Origin of the sequence: uncultured Fretibacterium sp., assembly GCF_938030725.1 — a bacterium.
Classification (GTDB): Bacteria; Synergistota; Synergistia; order Synergistales; family Aminobacteriaceae; genus Fretibacterium.
The window spans coordinates 1-15711 of sequence record NZ_CALHIQ010000171.1; the positions used below are offsets into that span (position 1 = coordinate 1).

A 15711-nucleotide genomic window follows, 5' to 3' on the forward strand; every position below is an offset into this window, starting at 1 on the left:
TGAACCGCCGCAGGGGCGATGGACCTGCAGAACCAGCAGCGCGTCAAGGATGCTGGTGAGAAGTACGGGACCGACTGCATCGTGATTCTGGGTTCCTCCGACGCCGAGGGCGCGGAGATCTACGCAGAAACCGTCAGCAACGGGGACCCGACTTTCGCAGGCCCGCTCGCCGGAGTTTCGTTGAAACTCCCCGTATATCACATTTTTGATCCCGTCATTCGTGCCGAGTGTGATCCCAAGGCCTGGGAGGAGCAGATCAGCATGATGGAGATGGTGCTTGATCCGGAGGCATTGGCCGCCGCTGTCAAGGGCATGCGCGACCAGTACAGCGAGGGTGCGATCGATTAATCGCTCCGTGGACTGAACTGTCCGTCTGCGATCAACGCAGACCAGCATATCATCTGATTTGGATGCAACTCAGGAAAGGTGGGATTGACATGGCATTTCGCATCGTTCACTACATCAACCAGTTCTACGCTGGCATCGGTGGAGAGGAAAAGGCCGACTACAAGCCCGAAATTCGAGAGGGCGTCGTGGGACCGGGCACGGCCCTGAAGGGCGCCCTGGGCTCCGAGGCCGAGGTGGTCGCCACGGTCATCTGCGGGGACTCCTACTTCGCCTCCAACATGGAGAAGGCCAGCGCGGACATCATCGAGATGATCAAGAAGTACAAGCCGGATGCCTTCATCGCCGGGCCTGCGTTCAACGCGGGCCGCTACGGCACGGCCTGCGGCGCAATGTGCGCGGCCGTCGCGAAGGAGCTGGGCATCCCCGTGGTCAGCGGCATGTACCCGGAGAACCCCGGCGTGGAGATGTACAAGAAGGCCCTCTACATCGTGGAGACGCCGGACAGCGCCGTCGGCATGAAGAAGGCCGTCCCCGCCATGGCGAAGCTGCTCATGAAGCTCCTGAAGAAGGAGCCCCTGGGCAAGCCGGCGGAGGAGGGCTACATCGAGCGCGGCATCCGCAAGAACAAGTTCTACGAAAAACTCGCCGCCGAGCGCTGCGTCGACATGTTCGTCGCCAAGATGAAGGGGCTTCCCTTCGAGACCGAGTACAAGATGCCGGTCTTCGACCGCGTTCCCCCTCAGCCCCCGGTGAAGGACATGAAGCACGCCACGATCGCCCTGGTGACCTCGGGCGGCATCGTCCCGAAGGGGAACCCGGACCACATCGAGGCCTCGAGCGCCAGCCACTACGGCGAGTACGACATCACGGGCGTGATGGACCTGACCACCGACAAGTACTGCACGGCCCACGGCGGCTACGACGCCACCTACGCCGACCAGGACGCGGACCGCGTCCTGCCCGTGGACGTGCTGCGCGATATGGAAAAGGAAGGCGTCATCGGCAAGCTGTACAATAAATTCTTCACGACGGTGGGGAACGGAACCGCCGTGGCCAACGCCAAGCGCTTCGGCGCGGAGATCGCCAACAAGCTGGTGGCGGACGGGGTCACGGCCGTCATCCTGACCTCCACCTGAGGCACCTGCACTCGTTGCGGTGCAACGATGGTCAAGGAAATTGAGCGCAAGCTGCCGGTCGTTCACATGTGCACGATCGTCCCCATCTCCCTCACGGTCGGCGCGAACCGAATCGTCCCCACGGTCGCGATCCCGCACCCGCTTGGCGATCCCACGAGGACGCCGGAGGAGGAAAAGGCTCTGCGCCGCCGCCTCGTCGAGAGGGCCCTGAAGGCGCTTCAGACGGATATCTCGGAGCAGACGGTGTTCACGGAATAGCAGGACGCCATCTTCAAGGGGCCCAGGAGCTGTTTCCGGGCCCCTGTTTTGTTCCCAACCCACTACAGCAGCGACGCTACGCCCCTCGCCCGGAAGAATTTTGAGGTATGATATAAGGACCCCCATGGGGGTGATCCGCAAGCTCTTTTTTAAGGAGGACTCTGGATGTCCACAGTCGGTATCAAAAGTTACGCTTATTGTTTGAACCACGCGCCCGAGACGGGGAGCTACTACGGCGGCACCCCCTACGAAGCCCGTCACAGCGGCAAGGAAAAGGAGTACGTCGATGCCCTGCCCAAGCACCTGCAGACCTACGAGGAGGCCCTGCAGTATGCGCCCAACCAGGCCTACATCGGCGGCCTGAGCTACGAGGAGTTCGAGGCGGCCAAGGCTCCCTGGATCGACAACCGCCTGAGCGGCGCGAAGCGCTACGGCAAGTTCGGCGAGATCATGCCGGAGGACGAGTTCCTGGCGCTGATCTCCGCCTGCGACGAGTTCGAGCTGGTGTGGCTGGAGAAGGGCTTCGCGGCCGCGGCGGCCGAGAAGCTGGGCAAGGACCCCATCATCACGGAGGCCATCGTGAAGCGCGTGCTGCGCCCGAAGAACATGCAGGACCTCTCCGCCATCGAGGAGGAGGTCAAGGACCGCGCTGCGCTGCCCCTCTACTTCGACCATAAGGTCGTGGGCTGCGTCCGCAGCGGGCACCCCACGGACGCCTGCCTGACGGCCCACGTCCTGATGGAGAACCTGGCGGGCAAGGCGTCGGGCGTCCTCGCCCTGCTGCACCTGCTGAAGAACAGCGGCATGGCCCCGACGGACCTCGACTTCGTCATCGAGTGCTCCGAGGAGGGGGCAGGCGACGTGGGGCAGAGGGCGGGCGGCAACTTCGCCAAGGCCATCGCCGAGGTCGCGGGCTGCACCAACGCCTCCGGATGCGACGTGCGCGGCTTCTGCGCCGGCCCCGTCAACGCGATGATTGCAGCGGCCTCCCAGGTGGCCGCGGGCGCGCGCAAGAACATCGCGGTGGTCGCGGGCGGCTCCATCCCGAAGCTCTACATGAACAGCCGCGACCACGTCAAGAAGGGCCTGAAGGCCCTGGAGGACTGCGTGGGCAGCTTCGCCGTGCTGCTGGTCCCCGACGACGGCACCAACCCCGTCATGCGGCTGGACGTCCTGGGCAAGCACACCGTCGGCGCGGGGGGCGCCCCCCAGGCCGTCACCTCCGCCCTGACCTTCGAGCCGCTCCAGGCCGCGGGGCTGACCTTTGCGGACGTCGATCGCTTCGCCCCCGAGCTGCAGAACCACGAGATCACGATGCCGGCCGGCGCGGGCGACGTGCCCCTGGCCAACATCAAGATGATCGCGGCCCTAGCCGTCATGAAGAAGGCCATCGAGAAGGCCGACATGGACTCCTTCATTAAAGAGCACGGGACGGTGGGCTACGCCCCCACGCAGGGACACATCCCGGCGGGAGCGCCCTTCATCGGCCCGGCCTGCGAAGGCATCCGGGCGGGCAAGATGAAGCGCGTCATGATCATCGGCAAGGGCAGCCTCTTCCTGGCGCGCCTGACCAACCTGGCGGACGGCGCCTCCTTCCTCATCGAGGCCCCCACCGGCGGCGGAGCATCGGGCGCGGCCGTCAGCAAGGAGGACGTGAAGTCCCTGATCCTGGAGGCGCTCTCCGAAGTCGCGGAGAAGCTGAATTAGGAGGGCACGGGCTATGTCTGATGCGATCAAAAAATTAGTCGGCACGGCCCTGGCAGAGCTCGTGGAATCCGCCAGGAGCGGAGGCCCCAAGGTCCGCGTCGGCCTGATGGCCGCGGGCAGCGAGCATGGGCCGGAGGAGATCGCGCGCGGCGCGCGCCTGGCCATGCAGAACTACCACAACGTCAAGCCCGTCCTGATCGGGCCGCGCCTGCCCGGCTACGAGGACCTGGAGTACATCGAGTGCTCGGCGGAGGACGTCCCCGCGACGCTCGAGGCCGCCGTGAAAGAGGGGCGCGTGGAGGGCGCGGTGGCGATGCACTTCCCCTTCCCCCTGGGCGTCACCACCATCGGCCGGGTTCTGACCCCCGGCAGGGGCACCCCCATGATCCTGGCCTCCACCACCGGCACCTCCTCCACCGCGCGCGGCGAGGCCATGCTGCGCAACGCGATCTACGGCATCGCCACGGCGAAGGCGCTGGGCCTGAAGAACCCCACAGTGGGCATCCTGAACGTGGACACGGCGCAGCCGGTCTTCCGGTCCCTCTCCCACATGAAGGAGAAGGGCTACGACATCACCTTCGGCCAGTCCACCCGGGCGGACGGCGGCAGCGTGCTTCGGGGCAACGACATCCTGAGCGGCGCCGTGGACGTCTGCGTGACGGACACCCTGACCGGCAACGTGCTGTGCAAGATGTTCAGCTCCTTCACCACGGGCGGCTCCTTCGAGGCCACGGGCTGGGGCTACGGTCCCTCCTGCGGCGAGGGCTGGAAGAACGTCGTTTCCATCGTTTCCCGCGCGTCGGGCGCGCCGGTCATCGCGAACGCCATGGGCTTCACGGCGGCCGTCGTGGCAGCAGGCCTTCCGGCCCTGGTGGCGGAGGAGCTGGCTGCGGCCCGCAAGGCAGGGCTCGACGATGAGATCGCGGCCCTGACGCCCAAGGCCGCGGCAGCGGAGGAGGACGTGAAGGCCCCCGCCGCGGAGCCCACCGATGACGAGCTGCTCGGCATCGACGTCCTGGAGATCGACAACGCCGTCAAGGTCCTGTGGAAGGCGAACATCTATGCCGAGTCCGCCATGGGCTGCACCGGCCCCGTCATCAAGATGCCGGCCCGCCACATGGACAAGGCCAGAGAGCTCTTGAAGCAGAACGGATACCTGTAGACAGAACACCGAAACGTCGGGCGGGCCCTCCCAAGGGGAGGGCCCGCCCTTTGTCGTCAAGACGCCTCGGATGCTGCACGCGAGGGCGAAAACCGCTATAATGCGTTGGGAGGTGTCGAACGTGTCCGTCATACGAAAGGAAAGCTTAAAGGGTGTCCTGTGGGCCGCTGCCCTGGCGCTCCTGCTGGGGCTTGTCGCGCTTTGGCCTCAGGAGCGCCCTGTGGAGGCGCAGCGCGACGGCCTGGCCATGAACACGGTGATCCGGCTCCGCGTCGAGGGACTTCCCAGCGCAGAGGCCGAGGCCGCTCTGGACTGGGCCTTTGGCCTCCTGACGAGCCTGGACCACGAGCTCTCGATCTACGACGAGGGCTCCGACCTGTCACGGGTCAACCGCAGCGCCGGAGGAAGCCCCGTGACCGTTCCTCCGGACGTCTTCGCCGCCGTCTCGCGGGCCGCAGAGGCCTGCCGCACGACGGAGGGCGTCTTCAACCCGCTGATCGGGCCCGTCACGAAGCTCTGGCGAATCAACCGTCGCCAGGCAGACCCCGAAAGCCAGGCCTTTGCCCTGCCCCAGCAGGCCAGCCTGGACGCTCTGCTGCCCCTCACGGACCCGGAGGGGCTTGAGCTCCTCCCCGGCCCCCCGCCCGCCATCCGGCTGAAGCGGGCCGGCGCAGTGCTGGACCTCAGCGGCATCGCCAAGGGCTACGCCTCGGCGCGGATCGCGGAGGGGCTGAGCCGACGCGGCGTCCCCGCGGCCCTGATCGACCTGGGGGGCAACGTCCAGCTCCTGGGGGGCAGGAACGGCAGCCCGTGGAACATCGGTATCCGCGACCCCCTGTCGGACGGGGGCGGGCCGCTCCTGGCCCTGGCGGTGAGGGACACGGCGGTCATCACCTCCGGCGCCTACGAGCGCTACAAGGTCATCGACGGCGTGCGCTACTCCCACTTTTTCGACCCGCGAACGGGACGACCCGTGAGGAACGACATGCTCTCGGCCACCCTGGTCACCCCGGATGGAGCCCTGGGGGACGCCCTGGCCACCAGCTTCATGATCATGGGCTCAGCCCGCTCCATGGAGTTCCTGAGGGCGCACCCGGAGCTGGGCGCCGTGCTGGTCCGGCGCAGGGACGGCCTCGCGGTGGAGGAGGGACTGACCCTCCGGGACGTGGAGGTCCTGGTCACGGAGAACCTGCGGCGCTGCGTGCGCGAAAGTCGGGCTGCGGTCCAATACTTTTAGTGGGCGACGCCCCGAAGGGCGTTTCGCCCGGTCGCGAAAGGACGGTCTTGATGAATAAGAGCCTGCTGGCATTGGCGTTGGGGACCTTTGAGTTTGGCATCACGGAGTACGTGATGATGAGCATTTTGGAGCCGGCTGCAGCGGCGCTGGGGGTCAGCGTGCCCACCGCCGGGATCCTGATCTCGGCCTACGCCCTGGGCGTTTGCACCGGCGCGCCCCTGGTGGTGCTCGTAGCGCGGCGGCAGCCGCTGAAGCGCATCATGCTGGCCCTGGCGTGCCTCTGCACGGCGGGAGGGCTGACGGCGTCGCTGGCCCCCTCCTTTTACGTGCTGCTGGCCGCCCGATTCGTCTCGGGGCTGCCCCACGGGGCGTGGTTCGGCGTGGGGTCCATCATCGCCCAGCGCACGGCCCGGGCGGGGCGCGAGGCCTCCGCGGTGTCCGCGATGGTCGCGGGGATGACCGTGGCCAACATGGCAGGGGTCCCCCTGTGCACGCTGGCGGCGAGCTTCGTCTCCTGGCGCGCGCCCTTCATCGCCACCGTCGTCCTAGGCGTCCTCATGATCCTTGCCGTCCATTTCTGGATCCCCTATCAGGAGCCGCTCCCGGACCGGGGGTTCAGGGGGCAGTTCCGGTTCCTGAGGGACGCGAAGCCCTGGCTGCTGCTCCTGGGGATCACGCTGAGCAACGGCGGGGTGTTCTGCTGGTACAGCTACATCAATCCCCTGATCACCCGGACGGCGGGCTTTTCCCCCCACGCGATGACGCTCATCGCGGCCTGGGCCGGGCTGGGCATGGTGATGGGCAACCTGCTGGGCGGCCGCCTGTCGGACCGCTTCGCCCCGACGAAGGTCACCCTCACCCTCCAGAGCTCGATCCTGTTCCTGCTGACGGGAATCTTCTTTTTCTTCGCCAATCGCTGGGCTGCCCTGGGACTGACGTTCCTGGGGACGGGGGTGCTCTTCGCCCTCTCCGCGCCGCAGCAACTCCTGGCCATCCGGTTTTCGCCGGGCGGCGAGATGCTGGGGGCAACCTGCGCGCAGGTGGGCTTCAACCTGGGCAACGCCCTCGGCGCCTGGGCCGGCGCCCTGCCCGTGCGGGAGTTGGGCCTGAGCTACCCCTACACGGCTTTAATGGGGACGCCCTTCGCTCTGGCGGGCTTCCTCGTGATGCTGGCGCTGCATCGAAGAGCGACGAGGACAGCGGCGTAGGGCGCGAAGGGGCAAGGCTGCGGCCCCGCGTGTCCTCGTTGATGGCCTGGATGTCCTTCCCCGTACCAGGCCAAGAGGAGCAGATCGCCTCCTTTGAGGCAATCTGCCCCTCCGCAACGGGGGCCTCTAATTCAGCCAGCCCCTCAGGCCGTCGCGCTGGACCTCACCCCGCGTCGGCAGCCCCTCGACCACAATCTTTCGCTCGGAGCGGTCGTTGTACGCCGCGCACAGCGCGCGGAACACCTCGACGGCGATCCCCACGCGCTCCGCGATGGGGTTCCCCCGCAGCCCCAGCGGGTCAGGGCTGGCACTCCACTCGTTCATGCCGGGATTGGGCGTCTCCGACAGGAACGCCAGGCAGTCCGTGTTTTCCCCGATCTCGTAGTGGCAGATGCCTCGGTAGCCCGGCGCGGACTGTTCCAGCTTCATCGACGTCCCCCACTCCTCCAGCAGGAACAGCGCCTCCGCCGCAAGGTCCAGCGCCCTGGGGTGGGCGATGAGCGAGTTCGCCAGCAGGCTGTTCTTGCCCACCTTGCCGGTCTTTGGGTTCAGCGCGTCCTCGAAGGTCCGCGCCTCGTGCATGTCCAGGCTGAAGGCCACACCCTCCCGCCGGATCAGCTCCATGACGGCGAAGGTCACCCGCTCCGCCGGCGTCCCGTCGGCCTTTCCGGGGTAGTTCCGGTTGATGTTGCGCCACTCCGCACCGTTCTTCAGCACGAAGCCTGAGGGATGATGAAACGCCTCAGGGTCCTTCTCTCCAGGCCGCAGCGGAATGTATCGGTCGCCCCATGGCAGGAAGCGCGCCCCGCTCCGGCCCGCCACCTCAAGCGCGCGGGGGCGGTTCCCCAGGCTGTCCGGCACGGACATGCCAGCGGCGTTGACGCACGGCACGACGAAGAGTCGCCCCTCCAGGACGCGGGCGTTCTCCACCATCAGCGTCGCCGCCGCGACGCCCGCGATCTCCCGCGCGTGGACCCCGCCCATCGCCAGCGCCGTGGCACCCGGCCTGTCCCCGCTCAGGAGGTAGACCGGTGTGTCGTAGTCGCTCCCCCGCAGGTTCGCGTTGTAGTCGGAGAGCCACAGCATCCGCGTAAGCCCGTAGCCCGGTCGCACGTCCAGGCGGAACGCGGCCTGCGCGCAGGAGGTGGGGTAGTACAGGGCAAGCGCCAGCAGAAGGCAGGCAGCCCGCCTCAGTGCCGCTGCCATGTCAGTTCAGCCACGCGCCGACGTCCTGCTCCATCAGCGTTTTGTAGTCCGGCAGGCCCTCGATCACGAGGCGCTTGTCGTGGCCGGCGTTGTAGACGTTGACGAGCTCCTGAAACACCTGCTGCTGAAGGCCCACCCGGTGCTTCAGCGGGAAGCGGACGTCACGGATGACGTCGGGTACCTCGCGCCAGTCGTCCTGCCCCGGGTTCGGCGTCTCGAAGAGGAAGGAGAGGCAAGGCGTCGCGTCGCCGATCTCGAGGTGGCTCAGGCCGCGGAACTTCCGGTTCGACTGCTCGACCTTCAGGGGAAAGCCCACGGCGTCGCCGACGTTCACCACGACCTCGGCGCCGATCTCCATGGCCTCCGGCCTGGGGTTGCAGATCAGCATGTAGGCCAACCGCCCACCCTGCCGCGTCTCGCCCGTCTTGGGGTCCAGGCACCAACTGGGGGTGTCCGCCTCGTGCATGTCCACCTCCAGGACCACGTCCTCGCTCCGCACCATCTGCACGACGGCGTAAGCCGCCTGTTGGGTGGGCGTCCCGTCCGGAAGGCCGGGGTAGGCGCGGTTGATGTTGCGCGTCTCGGCCCCGTCGCCGCCCTTCGAGTCTGGGATGACCTCGCCGGACTGATGGCGGTACTGGTCCGGGTCCGGCTGCCCCTGGTCCGCTACGTCAACGCGCCGATCCCCCAACGGGAGCAGGCGCGCGCCGCTCCGCGTCTCGATCCTGTGGCCCCGGGGGAGGTTCGTCGCCTTGTCGTGCAGGCTGTAGCCGCTGGCGTTGAGCGCCGGAATGACGATGAGGCGGCCCTCCAGCACGCGCGCGTTCTCGACGGCGACGAGGGCCGCCGTGTGCCCCGCGATTTCACGAGGGTGCGTGCCGCCAAGGATCAGCATCGTCGCGCCGGGCTTCGCCCCCTCCATGAAGTAGACGGGTGCATCCAGGTTCGTCCCCTTCAGGGGGGCACAGTAGTCGGAGAGCCAGCCGATCTTCGTCACGCCGTATCCGGGACGGACGTCGGGACGAAAGAAGGCCGCCTCCGCACCGGAGGGCACGCGGACGAGGAAGAGCGCCATGAGCGCAGCGAGAGCGGCTGCACGCCGCAGTTTCGCATAAGACATGAAAGACATGAAAAGACCTCCCAAGGCAAAAATGGAGGACGGCCCCTTAAAGAGGGGCCGTCCTCTAATTTTCCGGCGCAGCGGCTGCGCCCCCACGGCGCACGGAGCCCACGCCGGTCAGGCGACCGTCGAACAGGCCGCGCTCGATGGCGTTGGGGCCGCCGAAGTACAGGTCAGGAAACTTCTTGATCTCGACCTTGTAGCCAAAGCCCCGCTCCAGGGCCCTGATGGTGTCCTCGGAGTAGCCGCTCTCCATCTCCATCAGGGAGATCCCCTCCCCGGAGTTGAAGGAGCTCATGATCTTCGGGCTGTTGATGCTCTCCTCCAGCGACATGTTGAAGTCGATCAGGTCGATCAGCATCTGGCACAGCGTCGGGACGATGCGTCCCGCGCCCGGCGTGCCCAGCACCCAGCGCACCTTGCCGGCGCGGTCCACGATCATGGGGGAGATCGTGGTGCGCACGCGCTTGCCGGGCTGGATGTCGCTGACGCCGTTCCCTTCGGGGCTCGGCCTGCTCCAGAAGTTGCCCATCTCGTTGTTCAGGAAGAAGCCGTCCAGCCAGTACCCCGTTCCGAAGAAGCCGGAGATGGTCTGAGTCCAGGCCACCGCGTTGCCCCAGCGGTCCACGACGGAGAAGTGCGTCGTGGAGGCGGACTCGAACTGCTCCTGCGCGGGCAGGGCCGCAGCCGCAGGCAGGGTCAGGTAATCGCTCAGGCCCATCCCCTCCTCGAACGCGGGGGCATCCCCGGCTCTGCTCTTGCCCGCTGCCCAGTCCTCGGAGGTCGTGGCTCCGCCCAATTTGACGCTCATCAGGCGCAGCTTTGCGTACTCCTTGTTGGCCATGCCGCGCTCAGCCGTCCTGCTGAACGCCGGGTCGCCGACGTAGGCGCTCAGGTCCGAAGCCGTCAGCAGGAACACCTCCTGCATGATGTGCAGCCTCAGCGGGTCATCCCAACCCATGGCGGCAAAGTTGAAGTTCTCGAAGAGGTTCATGTTCTCGATCAGGCGTGGGCCGCCGACGGGGAGCCCGGCCACGGTGATGTTGTAGCCCTTGTACCGGCCCTGCAGCGGGGTGCGCTCGACGGCGCGGTAGGCCTGCAGGTCCTCCTTGCGGATCCAGCCGCCCTTTTCCTTCATGAAGGCGTCGATGTCGTCGGCGACGCTGCCGCGATAGAAGTCGTCCAGGCCCTTCTCCGCCAGACGGCGCAGCGTCGCAGCCAGCTTCGGGTTCTTGAAGGTCTCCCCAGACTCCCACGCGAGGCCCTCGTTCAAAAAGTCGGGCGCGTTCTCGCTGAGCGTCTTGAAGTTGTCCTTGCAGATCTGCGAAAACGTCTGGTTGACCTCAAAGCCGTCCTCGGCGTATCGGATGGCGGGGGCCGCCAAGTCCGCCAGGGGCTTTGTCGCCCCCCTGGCCATGATCTCCCGGATGCCCGCCGGAAGTCCGGGGACGCAGGCGCCCTGCAGCTTCAGCTTCATCTCGCCCGTCGTCTTAAAGCCCTCCTGGGCCATCTGCTCGTAGCTGGCCATAGCGGGCGCACAGCTGCGAAAGTCGATGGACCAGGTGCGCCCGTCCGCCATGCGCGCCACCATGTAGCCCTCTCCAAAGAGTCCGGAGGCGTAGGGCTCCACCACCCCCAACGCGAGGCTCGTCGCAACGGCCGCGTCGATGGCGTTGCCGCCCGCTTCCAGGACCTCCGCTCCGGCTGCGGCAGCCAGGGGATGCGCGGCGGCCACGATGCCCTTGTCGGAGCTCAGCACCTTTCCGACGGTGACGGCCGACGCCGGCGCAATCGCGGTCAGGGCGACGACGAGGCTCAGCCCCAGCAGCCTTCTAAACCTTCCGTTCATGAGAGTACCTCCTCCTTAACTCCATTATAAAATGCGATTGGGTATCGGGCCGGGAAGCGGGTTCAGCCAATGCCCGACGTCATGCGACACGACCTCCTCAAACCCCGGAATGCCGGACACCACAGCCGCCCGGTCCGGGTACAGCTCCTCCATCGCGCTCAACACGGCCTGGAGGGCGGCCAGATGACGGCCCACGCGCAGCTGGATGGGCTGGCTGCCGTCGTAGGGGACGAAGAGGCGGCCCAGGGCGGCGGCGCGCACGTAGGCCTTGTCCACGCCCGTCAGGAACAGGGCCTCGTCCGTGCGCCCCCTCAGACGTCCCTGCCCCGGGTTCGCCGCCTCCATCAGGATGGGCAGCAGCGTCGGGATGCTGTCGCCCCACTCGCGGTGACTGAGCCCGTGCAGGTTCTTCGGCGACGGCTCAAGGCGCATGGGGAGCCCCATCATCTCAAGCTCCATCGCCGCCACGGCCGCAAGCTCCATCGAGTTCTCGTGGGCCACCATGGCGTTGACGACGGGGTACTCCGGAGCGGCCTCGTGCAGGTCGAAGGCCAGGTCCACCCTCTCCGCCCGCAGCATCTCCGTGATGGCGTACCCGACCCGCTGCGTCAGCCCCTCATTCAGCGTGCCGGGAAACGCGCGGTTCTGGTTTGCCCGCGAGGTGCCGTCCAGCTCCTGCCCCGACGGAAAGTGAACGTAGGTGTTCGGGTTGGGCCACTGGTGGATGGGGTTCGTGGCCCGCGAACCGCACCGAAAGCTCCGCACCGTCCCGTCGTCCCGCGTGAAGCGGAGGCGCTGCGGCGCGGCGTCCTGGGGCGAGTTGTGCGTCAACGCGGACAGGTTGGAGAAGGGCATCACGATCAGCCGCCCACGCTCCACCTGCGCGCGCTCAAGGCACACGACGGCCGCCATGTACCCCGCCGGCTCGTTGGCATGGATGCCGCCCATGATGAAGATCGTCCCTCCCGGCTCTCTCCCCTGCTGGATGAAGACGGGGGTGTCGCCCGGCGACCCCGAAAGCGACGGCTCCCACTCCGAGAGCCTGTGCCGCTCAAACCCCGGCGCGGGGGCCAGAGCGTCCAGCTCCCACATCGACATGAACGATCGTGCCGCGGCCCAGGAGGTCAGGCCGACCCCGACGCAGAGGAGGAGCGCCGTCAGCACGCTTCCGCGTTCTTTTGCGAAAAACCCCTTCATCCGGACGCCCTCCCCGTCACTTGATCATCAGGATGCGCAGGATCATGGGGATCAGGACCAGCGCATCGGCGAACTGCCGCCAGAAGGAACGCTCCCGAAACATGCAGCGAAGGACGAGGATCATCATCAAGGCCAGGATTCCCCTGTAGAAAAGCGTCATCGTATTCCCTCCTCTACCGGATGTGGCGCGCAATGGCGTCGCTCATCAGGATGACGGCGAGGCACCACAGCGCCACGGTCACGCCCGGCCACAGGCAGCGCCGCGCGATCCTGAAGCGGTCCTCCACGCCCAGCGCACGGGCCGCGAAGAACGGCGAGAGCGTGCCGGGCGGCATGAGGTCGCCCAGCGACGCCAGCATCCCCAGCGCGGAGGCCACGATCACGACATCGTGCCCTGAAAACGCCAGGAGAAACGGCACTCCCAGCACGGAGGCCGACCCGTAGGCGGAGATTGCGCCGAAGAGCGGCATGGCAATCAGAACGCTTGCCAAAAGCCCCCAGGACGGCAGCGACAGCGCCGAAACGACGACGAAGCCCTCCGCTCCGATCAGGGTCATGACTTGAATGAACATGCCCACGCCCATGAGGACGCTCATGATGGGCAGGGAGTCGTCGATGGCCTCGGCCGCAGCCTCCATGGGGTTCCACCGCACCCCCGTCAGGAGGGCCGACGCGGCGGCGATCAGGAAGATGGCGGGCATCCCCAGAAAGTGCCAGTAGCGGGACCCGCTCAGAAACTGCTCGGCGGCGATCAGCGCAACGAGGACCAGGACGGGCAGCGACAGCCGCAGCGTCAGCGGCCGCGCGTTCATCCCTTCGAGCTGGGCCTCCAGCGCCCCCTCGTCCTCGAAGCGCCGTATGACGGGATAGACCATCGTCAGGGCGAAGATCGCCGCCAGCGGCAGGGTGCAGATCAGGAGCGGGACGGTGAAGCCAACGTAGGGGATATCGACGCCGGCGCAGATGATCATGGCGGGGATGCTGACCGGCGGCGCAACCATGCCCAGAAGCGCTCCCATGGAGATGACCGCCCCTGCGCGCCCCGACTCCAGCCCCAGCGTGACGAGCACCGGCGCCACAAGCGCTCCGGTCGTCAGGACGGAGGCGATGGACGAGCCCGTGATCATCCCCGGAGCCATGATGAGCAGCAGGATGCCGAGGCTCAATAACGCCGGCATACGGCGGAACCTTCGGATGATCCAGACCGCGAAGGCGTCCAGGAAGCCCGTCTTCTGCGCGGATTTCATGAAGATCATGGCCGAGGCGATGACCATGATCGTGTCGAGGTAGCCGAATTCCCCCTCCACGAGATGCCTCAGGGGGATTCCCTCGCCTGCCGCCGCCGCGCCGGCGAGGGAGGCGAAGACCATGGCGACCGCGATGGGAAGTTCGAGCCAGAACGTCGCCGCGAAGAAGACGGCGACCATCAGGAGGGCGTAGAATCCCTCCGGCCAGAACCAGGACATCCTCCCGTCGGGCTTACAGGACGCCCCAGCCCTTCAGCAGGGTCGAAAGCGGCTCCTTCGTGCCCTTGACGTTGGGGGCGGACAGGAGCTCCACCTTGCGCCCCTCGGCCAACTTCGTGAAGATGCCGTCGGCGTTCCCGCCCTCCACGACGATGAAGCCGTCCGCGTAGGCCCCCGCCGTCTCGATGAATTTGTTGGAGAGGTCGCCCCGGCGCCCATCGCCGCCCACGTGCATCACCAGGACCTTCATCCCCTTGCCCGCGGCCGCTTCGCAGAGCGCCTTCGCACGCGCCAGCTCGTCGTCCTGATTGATGCCCGCCGCTCCCATCCCCTTGGAGCTTGCTCCCACGACGGCGATGAGCACCTTCTGGTCGGACAGCGCCTCCGGCTTCATCAAGGCGTCATAGTCCGTCTCGACCGCGAGGGACTTCAGCACCACGCGAACCATCATTCCGTCCGGGCTCTGCCCCATGGGCGTCAGAGCGACCGGCGCAGCGAAAGCGACTCCCGTCAGACACGACAAAAGGACCAGCGCAACAGCAAGGTTCTTCAGTTTCACAATGACCAGCCTCCCACGATTTTTGTACGGCGCAGTCGCAACGCGAGCCCGATCAAACGATCAAGCAAACGTATTAAACTGGCGCCGAGTTAAACGTAATCATTTTAGAGCACTTTAGCCGTTTGTCAAACGATCAGGGGGCCTTTTTGGAAACGAAAGTCAGCCGGTTATAGGCGCTCTCAGACAAGCAAAGGGCGGCGCCCGAACCACCCGGTGCGCCGCCCGACCAACTCACCTCAACCAACGCCTGACGTTTTCTCACTCTGCCGGCGCAGTTTCCTTCGCCTCCCAGCAGCGCTCCACCTCGGACCTGGCATCCTCGTCGGTGAGGTTGAACCGCCTGGCCACCCGCGCCAGAGCCTCGCTCCTGGGGATGCCAAAGTCGCGGCAGGCGTTCACAAATCCCTGCACGTTACCTCTGGCAAGGCCCTTGGCGATGCCTTCAGCGAGGCTCTGTTCCGCTGCCTCGCGGCGCACCCTGTCGACGTAATTCCGCGTCGCCGTCTCCTGGTCAAACAGCATCGTCATGATGTCCATCACCTCCGCCTCCCTGTCCTCCAGATACTCCTTCAGCACGTCGCGCTCCTTGCAGATACGTATCGTCTCACGGATCGTCCGCCTCGTCCGACCGTAGAGCTTCACCTGATCGCTGAGAACCCTGCAGAACGCCGCATACTGGCTGATGACGTCCCCCGTCCCCTCGCCGTAGAGCATCTTGGCCCGCACCTCGATCGCAAACGCCTCCCCGCAGAAAAACTCCTCCGAAAGGGAGAGAACCTCAGGGCGCACAACCCTCTCGCCCGTGTAGAGAACGTAGAACTCCGGCCGGGGGAGCGCCGCCCTGGGGGCGTGATAGAGGTCTGCCCCCGTCCTCGCAAAGTGGTTCCGCCACGTCTGCACAAGGTACATCGCACCGCGAATCAAAACGTTCTCCGTCCACGTGCTCTGCGCCTCCACGAGAACCACCAGACGGTCCGACACCATAAAGCCCAGGTCGTTATAGATATCGTCAACCAGCACGTTGTTGATGCTGACGTCCGTCAGGTCGTCCTCCACGGTCGTCGTATCCTCGGGGTGCAGCGTCCGATAGAGCTGAAACAGGTACTTCTTGATCTTGAAGAGGTCGGAGAACACCGTAGCCTTGACCTCGCGGTTCATGCTCCCCGCCTCGTCCCGCTCCGCCCTGTCCATGCCCTCGCCTCCCTCACTCTGCCGGCGCAGTTTCCTTCGCCTCCCAGCAGCGCTCCACCTCGGACCT

General features: G+C 66.5%; 13 protein-coding genes and 1 pseudogene. 6 read left to right on the forward strand and 8 right to left on the reverse strand.

The window, feature by feature from the left end; all coding sequences use genetic code 11:
• The 6 genes and pseudogenes from grdA to Q0629_RS09570 all read left to right on the forward strand — a co-directional run.
• Window positions 1–348: pseudogene (gene grdA, locus Q0629_RS09545) on the forward strand (glycine/sarcosine/betaine reductase complex selenoprotein A); the annotation flags it as partial.
• Between the two features lie 89 nt (window positions 349–437).
• Window positions 438–1742, forward strand: coding sequence for a glycine reductase complex selenoprotein B (gene grdB / locus Q0629_RS09550; protein WP_298781853.1), 1305 nt, complete (start codon window positions 438–440; stop codon window positions 1740–1742).
• Window positions 1743–1907: 165 nt separating this feature from the next.
• The gene (gene grdC / locus Q0629_RS09555) at window positions 1908–3449 is read left to right on the forward strand and encodes a glycine/sarcosine/betaine reductase complex component C subunit beta (protein ID WP_298781856.1); all 1542 of its coding nucleotides are present in this window, start codon (window positions 1908–1910) and stop codon (window positions 3447–3449) included.
• A 13-nt stretch (window positions 3450–3462) separates the two neighbouring features.
• The gene (gene grdD / locus Q0629_RS09560) at window positions 3463–4611 is read left to right on the forward strand and encodes a glycine/sarcosine/betaine reductase complex component C subunit alpha (RefSeq protein WP_298781858.1); all 1149 of its coding nucleotides are present in this window, start codon (window positions 3463–3465) and stop codon (window positions 4609–4611) included.
• A 121-nt stretch (window positions 4612–4732) separates the two neighbouring features.
• Window positions 4733–5848 (forward strand): FAD:protein FMN transferase, encoded by a 1116-nt coding sequence (locus tag Q0629_RS09565; protein WP_298781860.1) that lies wholly within the window; start codon window positions 4733–4735, stop codon window positions 5846–5848.
• A 50-nt stretch (window positions 5849–5898) separates the two neighbouring features.
• Window positions 5899–7056: an MFS transporter gene (locus Q0629_RS09570; protein WP_298781863.1), complete on the forward strand. Its 1158-nt coding sequence runs from the start codon at window positions 5899–5901 to the stop codon at window positions 7054–7056.
• A gap of 126 nt (window positions 7057–7182) precedes the next feature.
• Here the strand turns inward: Q0629_RS09570 and Q0629_RS09575 are convergent, their stop codons facing one another.
• The 8 genes from Q0629_RS09575 to Q0629_RS09610 all read right to left on the reverse strand — a co-directional run.
• The gene (locus Q0629_RS09575; protein ID WP_298781866.1) at window positions 7183–8262 is read right to left on the reverse strand and encodes a deacylase; all 1080 of its coding nucleotides are present in this window, start codon (window positions 8260–8262) and stop codon (window positions 7183–7185) included.
• Between the two features lies 1 nt (window position 8263).
• A complete protein-coding gene (locus Q0629_RS09580; RefSeq protein ID WP_298781869.1) occupies window positions 8264–9391 on the reverse strand; it encodes a deacylase in 1128 nt (375 codons plus the stop codon).
• 55 nt (window positions 9392–9446) lie between these two features.
• Complete coding sequence (locus Q0629_RS09585) at window positions 9447–11231, reverse strand: gamma-glutamyltransferase family protein (RefSeq protein ID WP_298781871.1); 1785 nt, start codon at window positions 11229–11231, stop codon at window positions 9447–9449.
• A gap of 24 nt (window positions 11232–11255) precedes the next feature.
• Window positions 11256–12428, reverse strand: a complete 1173-nt coding sequence (locus Q0629_RS09590; RefSeq protein WP_298781873.1) for a succinylglutamate desuccinylase/aspartoacylase family protein — start codon at window positions 12426–12428, stop codon at window positions 11256–11258.
• 16 nt (window positions 12429–12444) lie between these two features.
• Window positions 12445–12588: a hypothetical protein gene (locus tag Q0629_RS09595; RefSeq protein ID WP_298781875.1), complete on the reverse strand. Its 144-nt coding sequence runs from the start codon at window positions 12586–12588 to the stop codon at window positions 12445–12447.
• Window positions 12589–12601: 13 nt separating this feature from the next.
• Entirely contained in the window at window positions 12602–13894 is a 1293-nt protein-coding gene (locus Q0629_RS09600) for a TRAP transporter large permease subunit (RefSeq protein ID WP_298781878.1), read from the reverse strand.
• A gap of 13 nt (window positions 13895–13907) precedes the next feature.
• A complete protein-coding gene (locus Q0629_RS09605) occupies window positions 13908–14453 on the reverse strand; it encodes a DUF6305 family protein (RefSeq protein ID WP_298781881.1) in 546 nt (181 codons plus the stop codon).
• 258 nt (window positions 14454–14711) lie between these two features.
• On the reverse strand, window positions 14712–15711 hold a 1000-nt coding region (locus tag Q0629_RS09610; RefSeq protein ID WP_298781883.1), incomplete at its 5' end, for a hypothetical protein.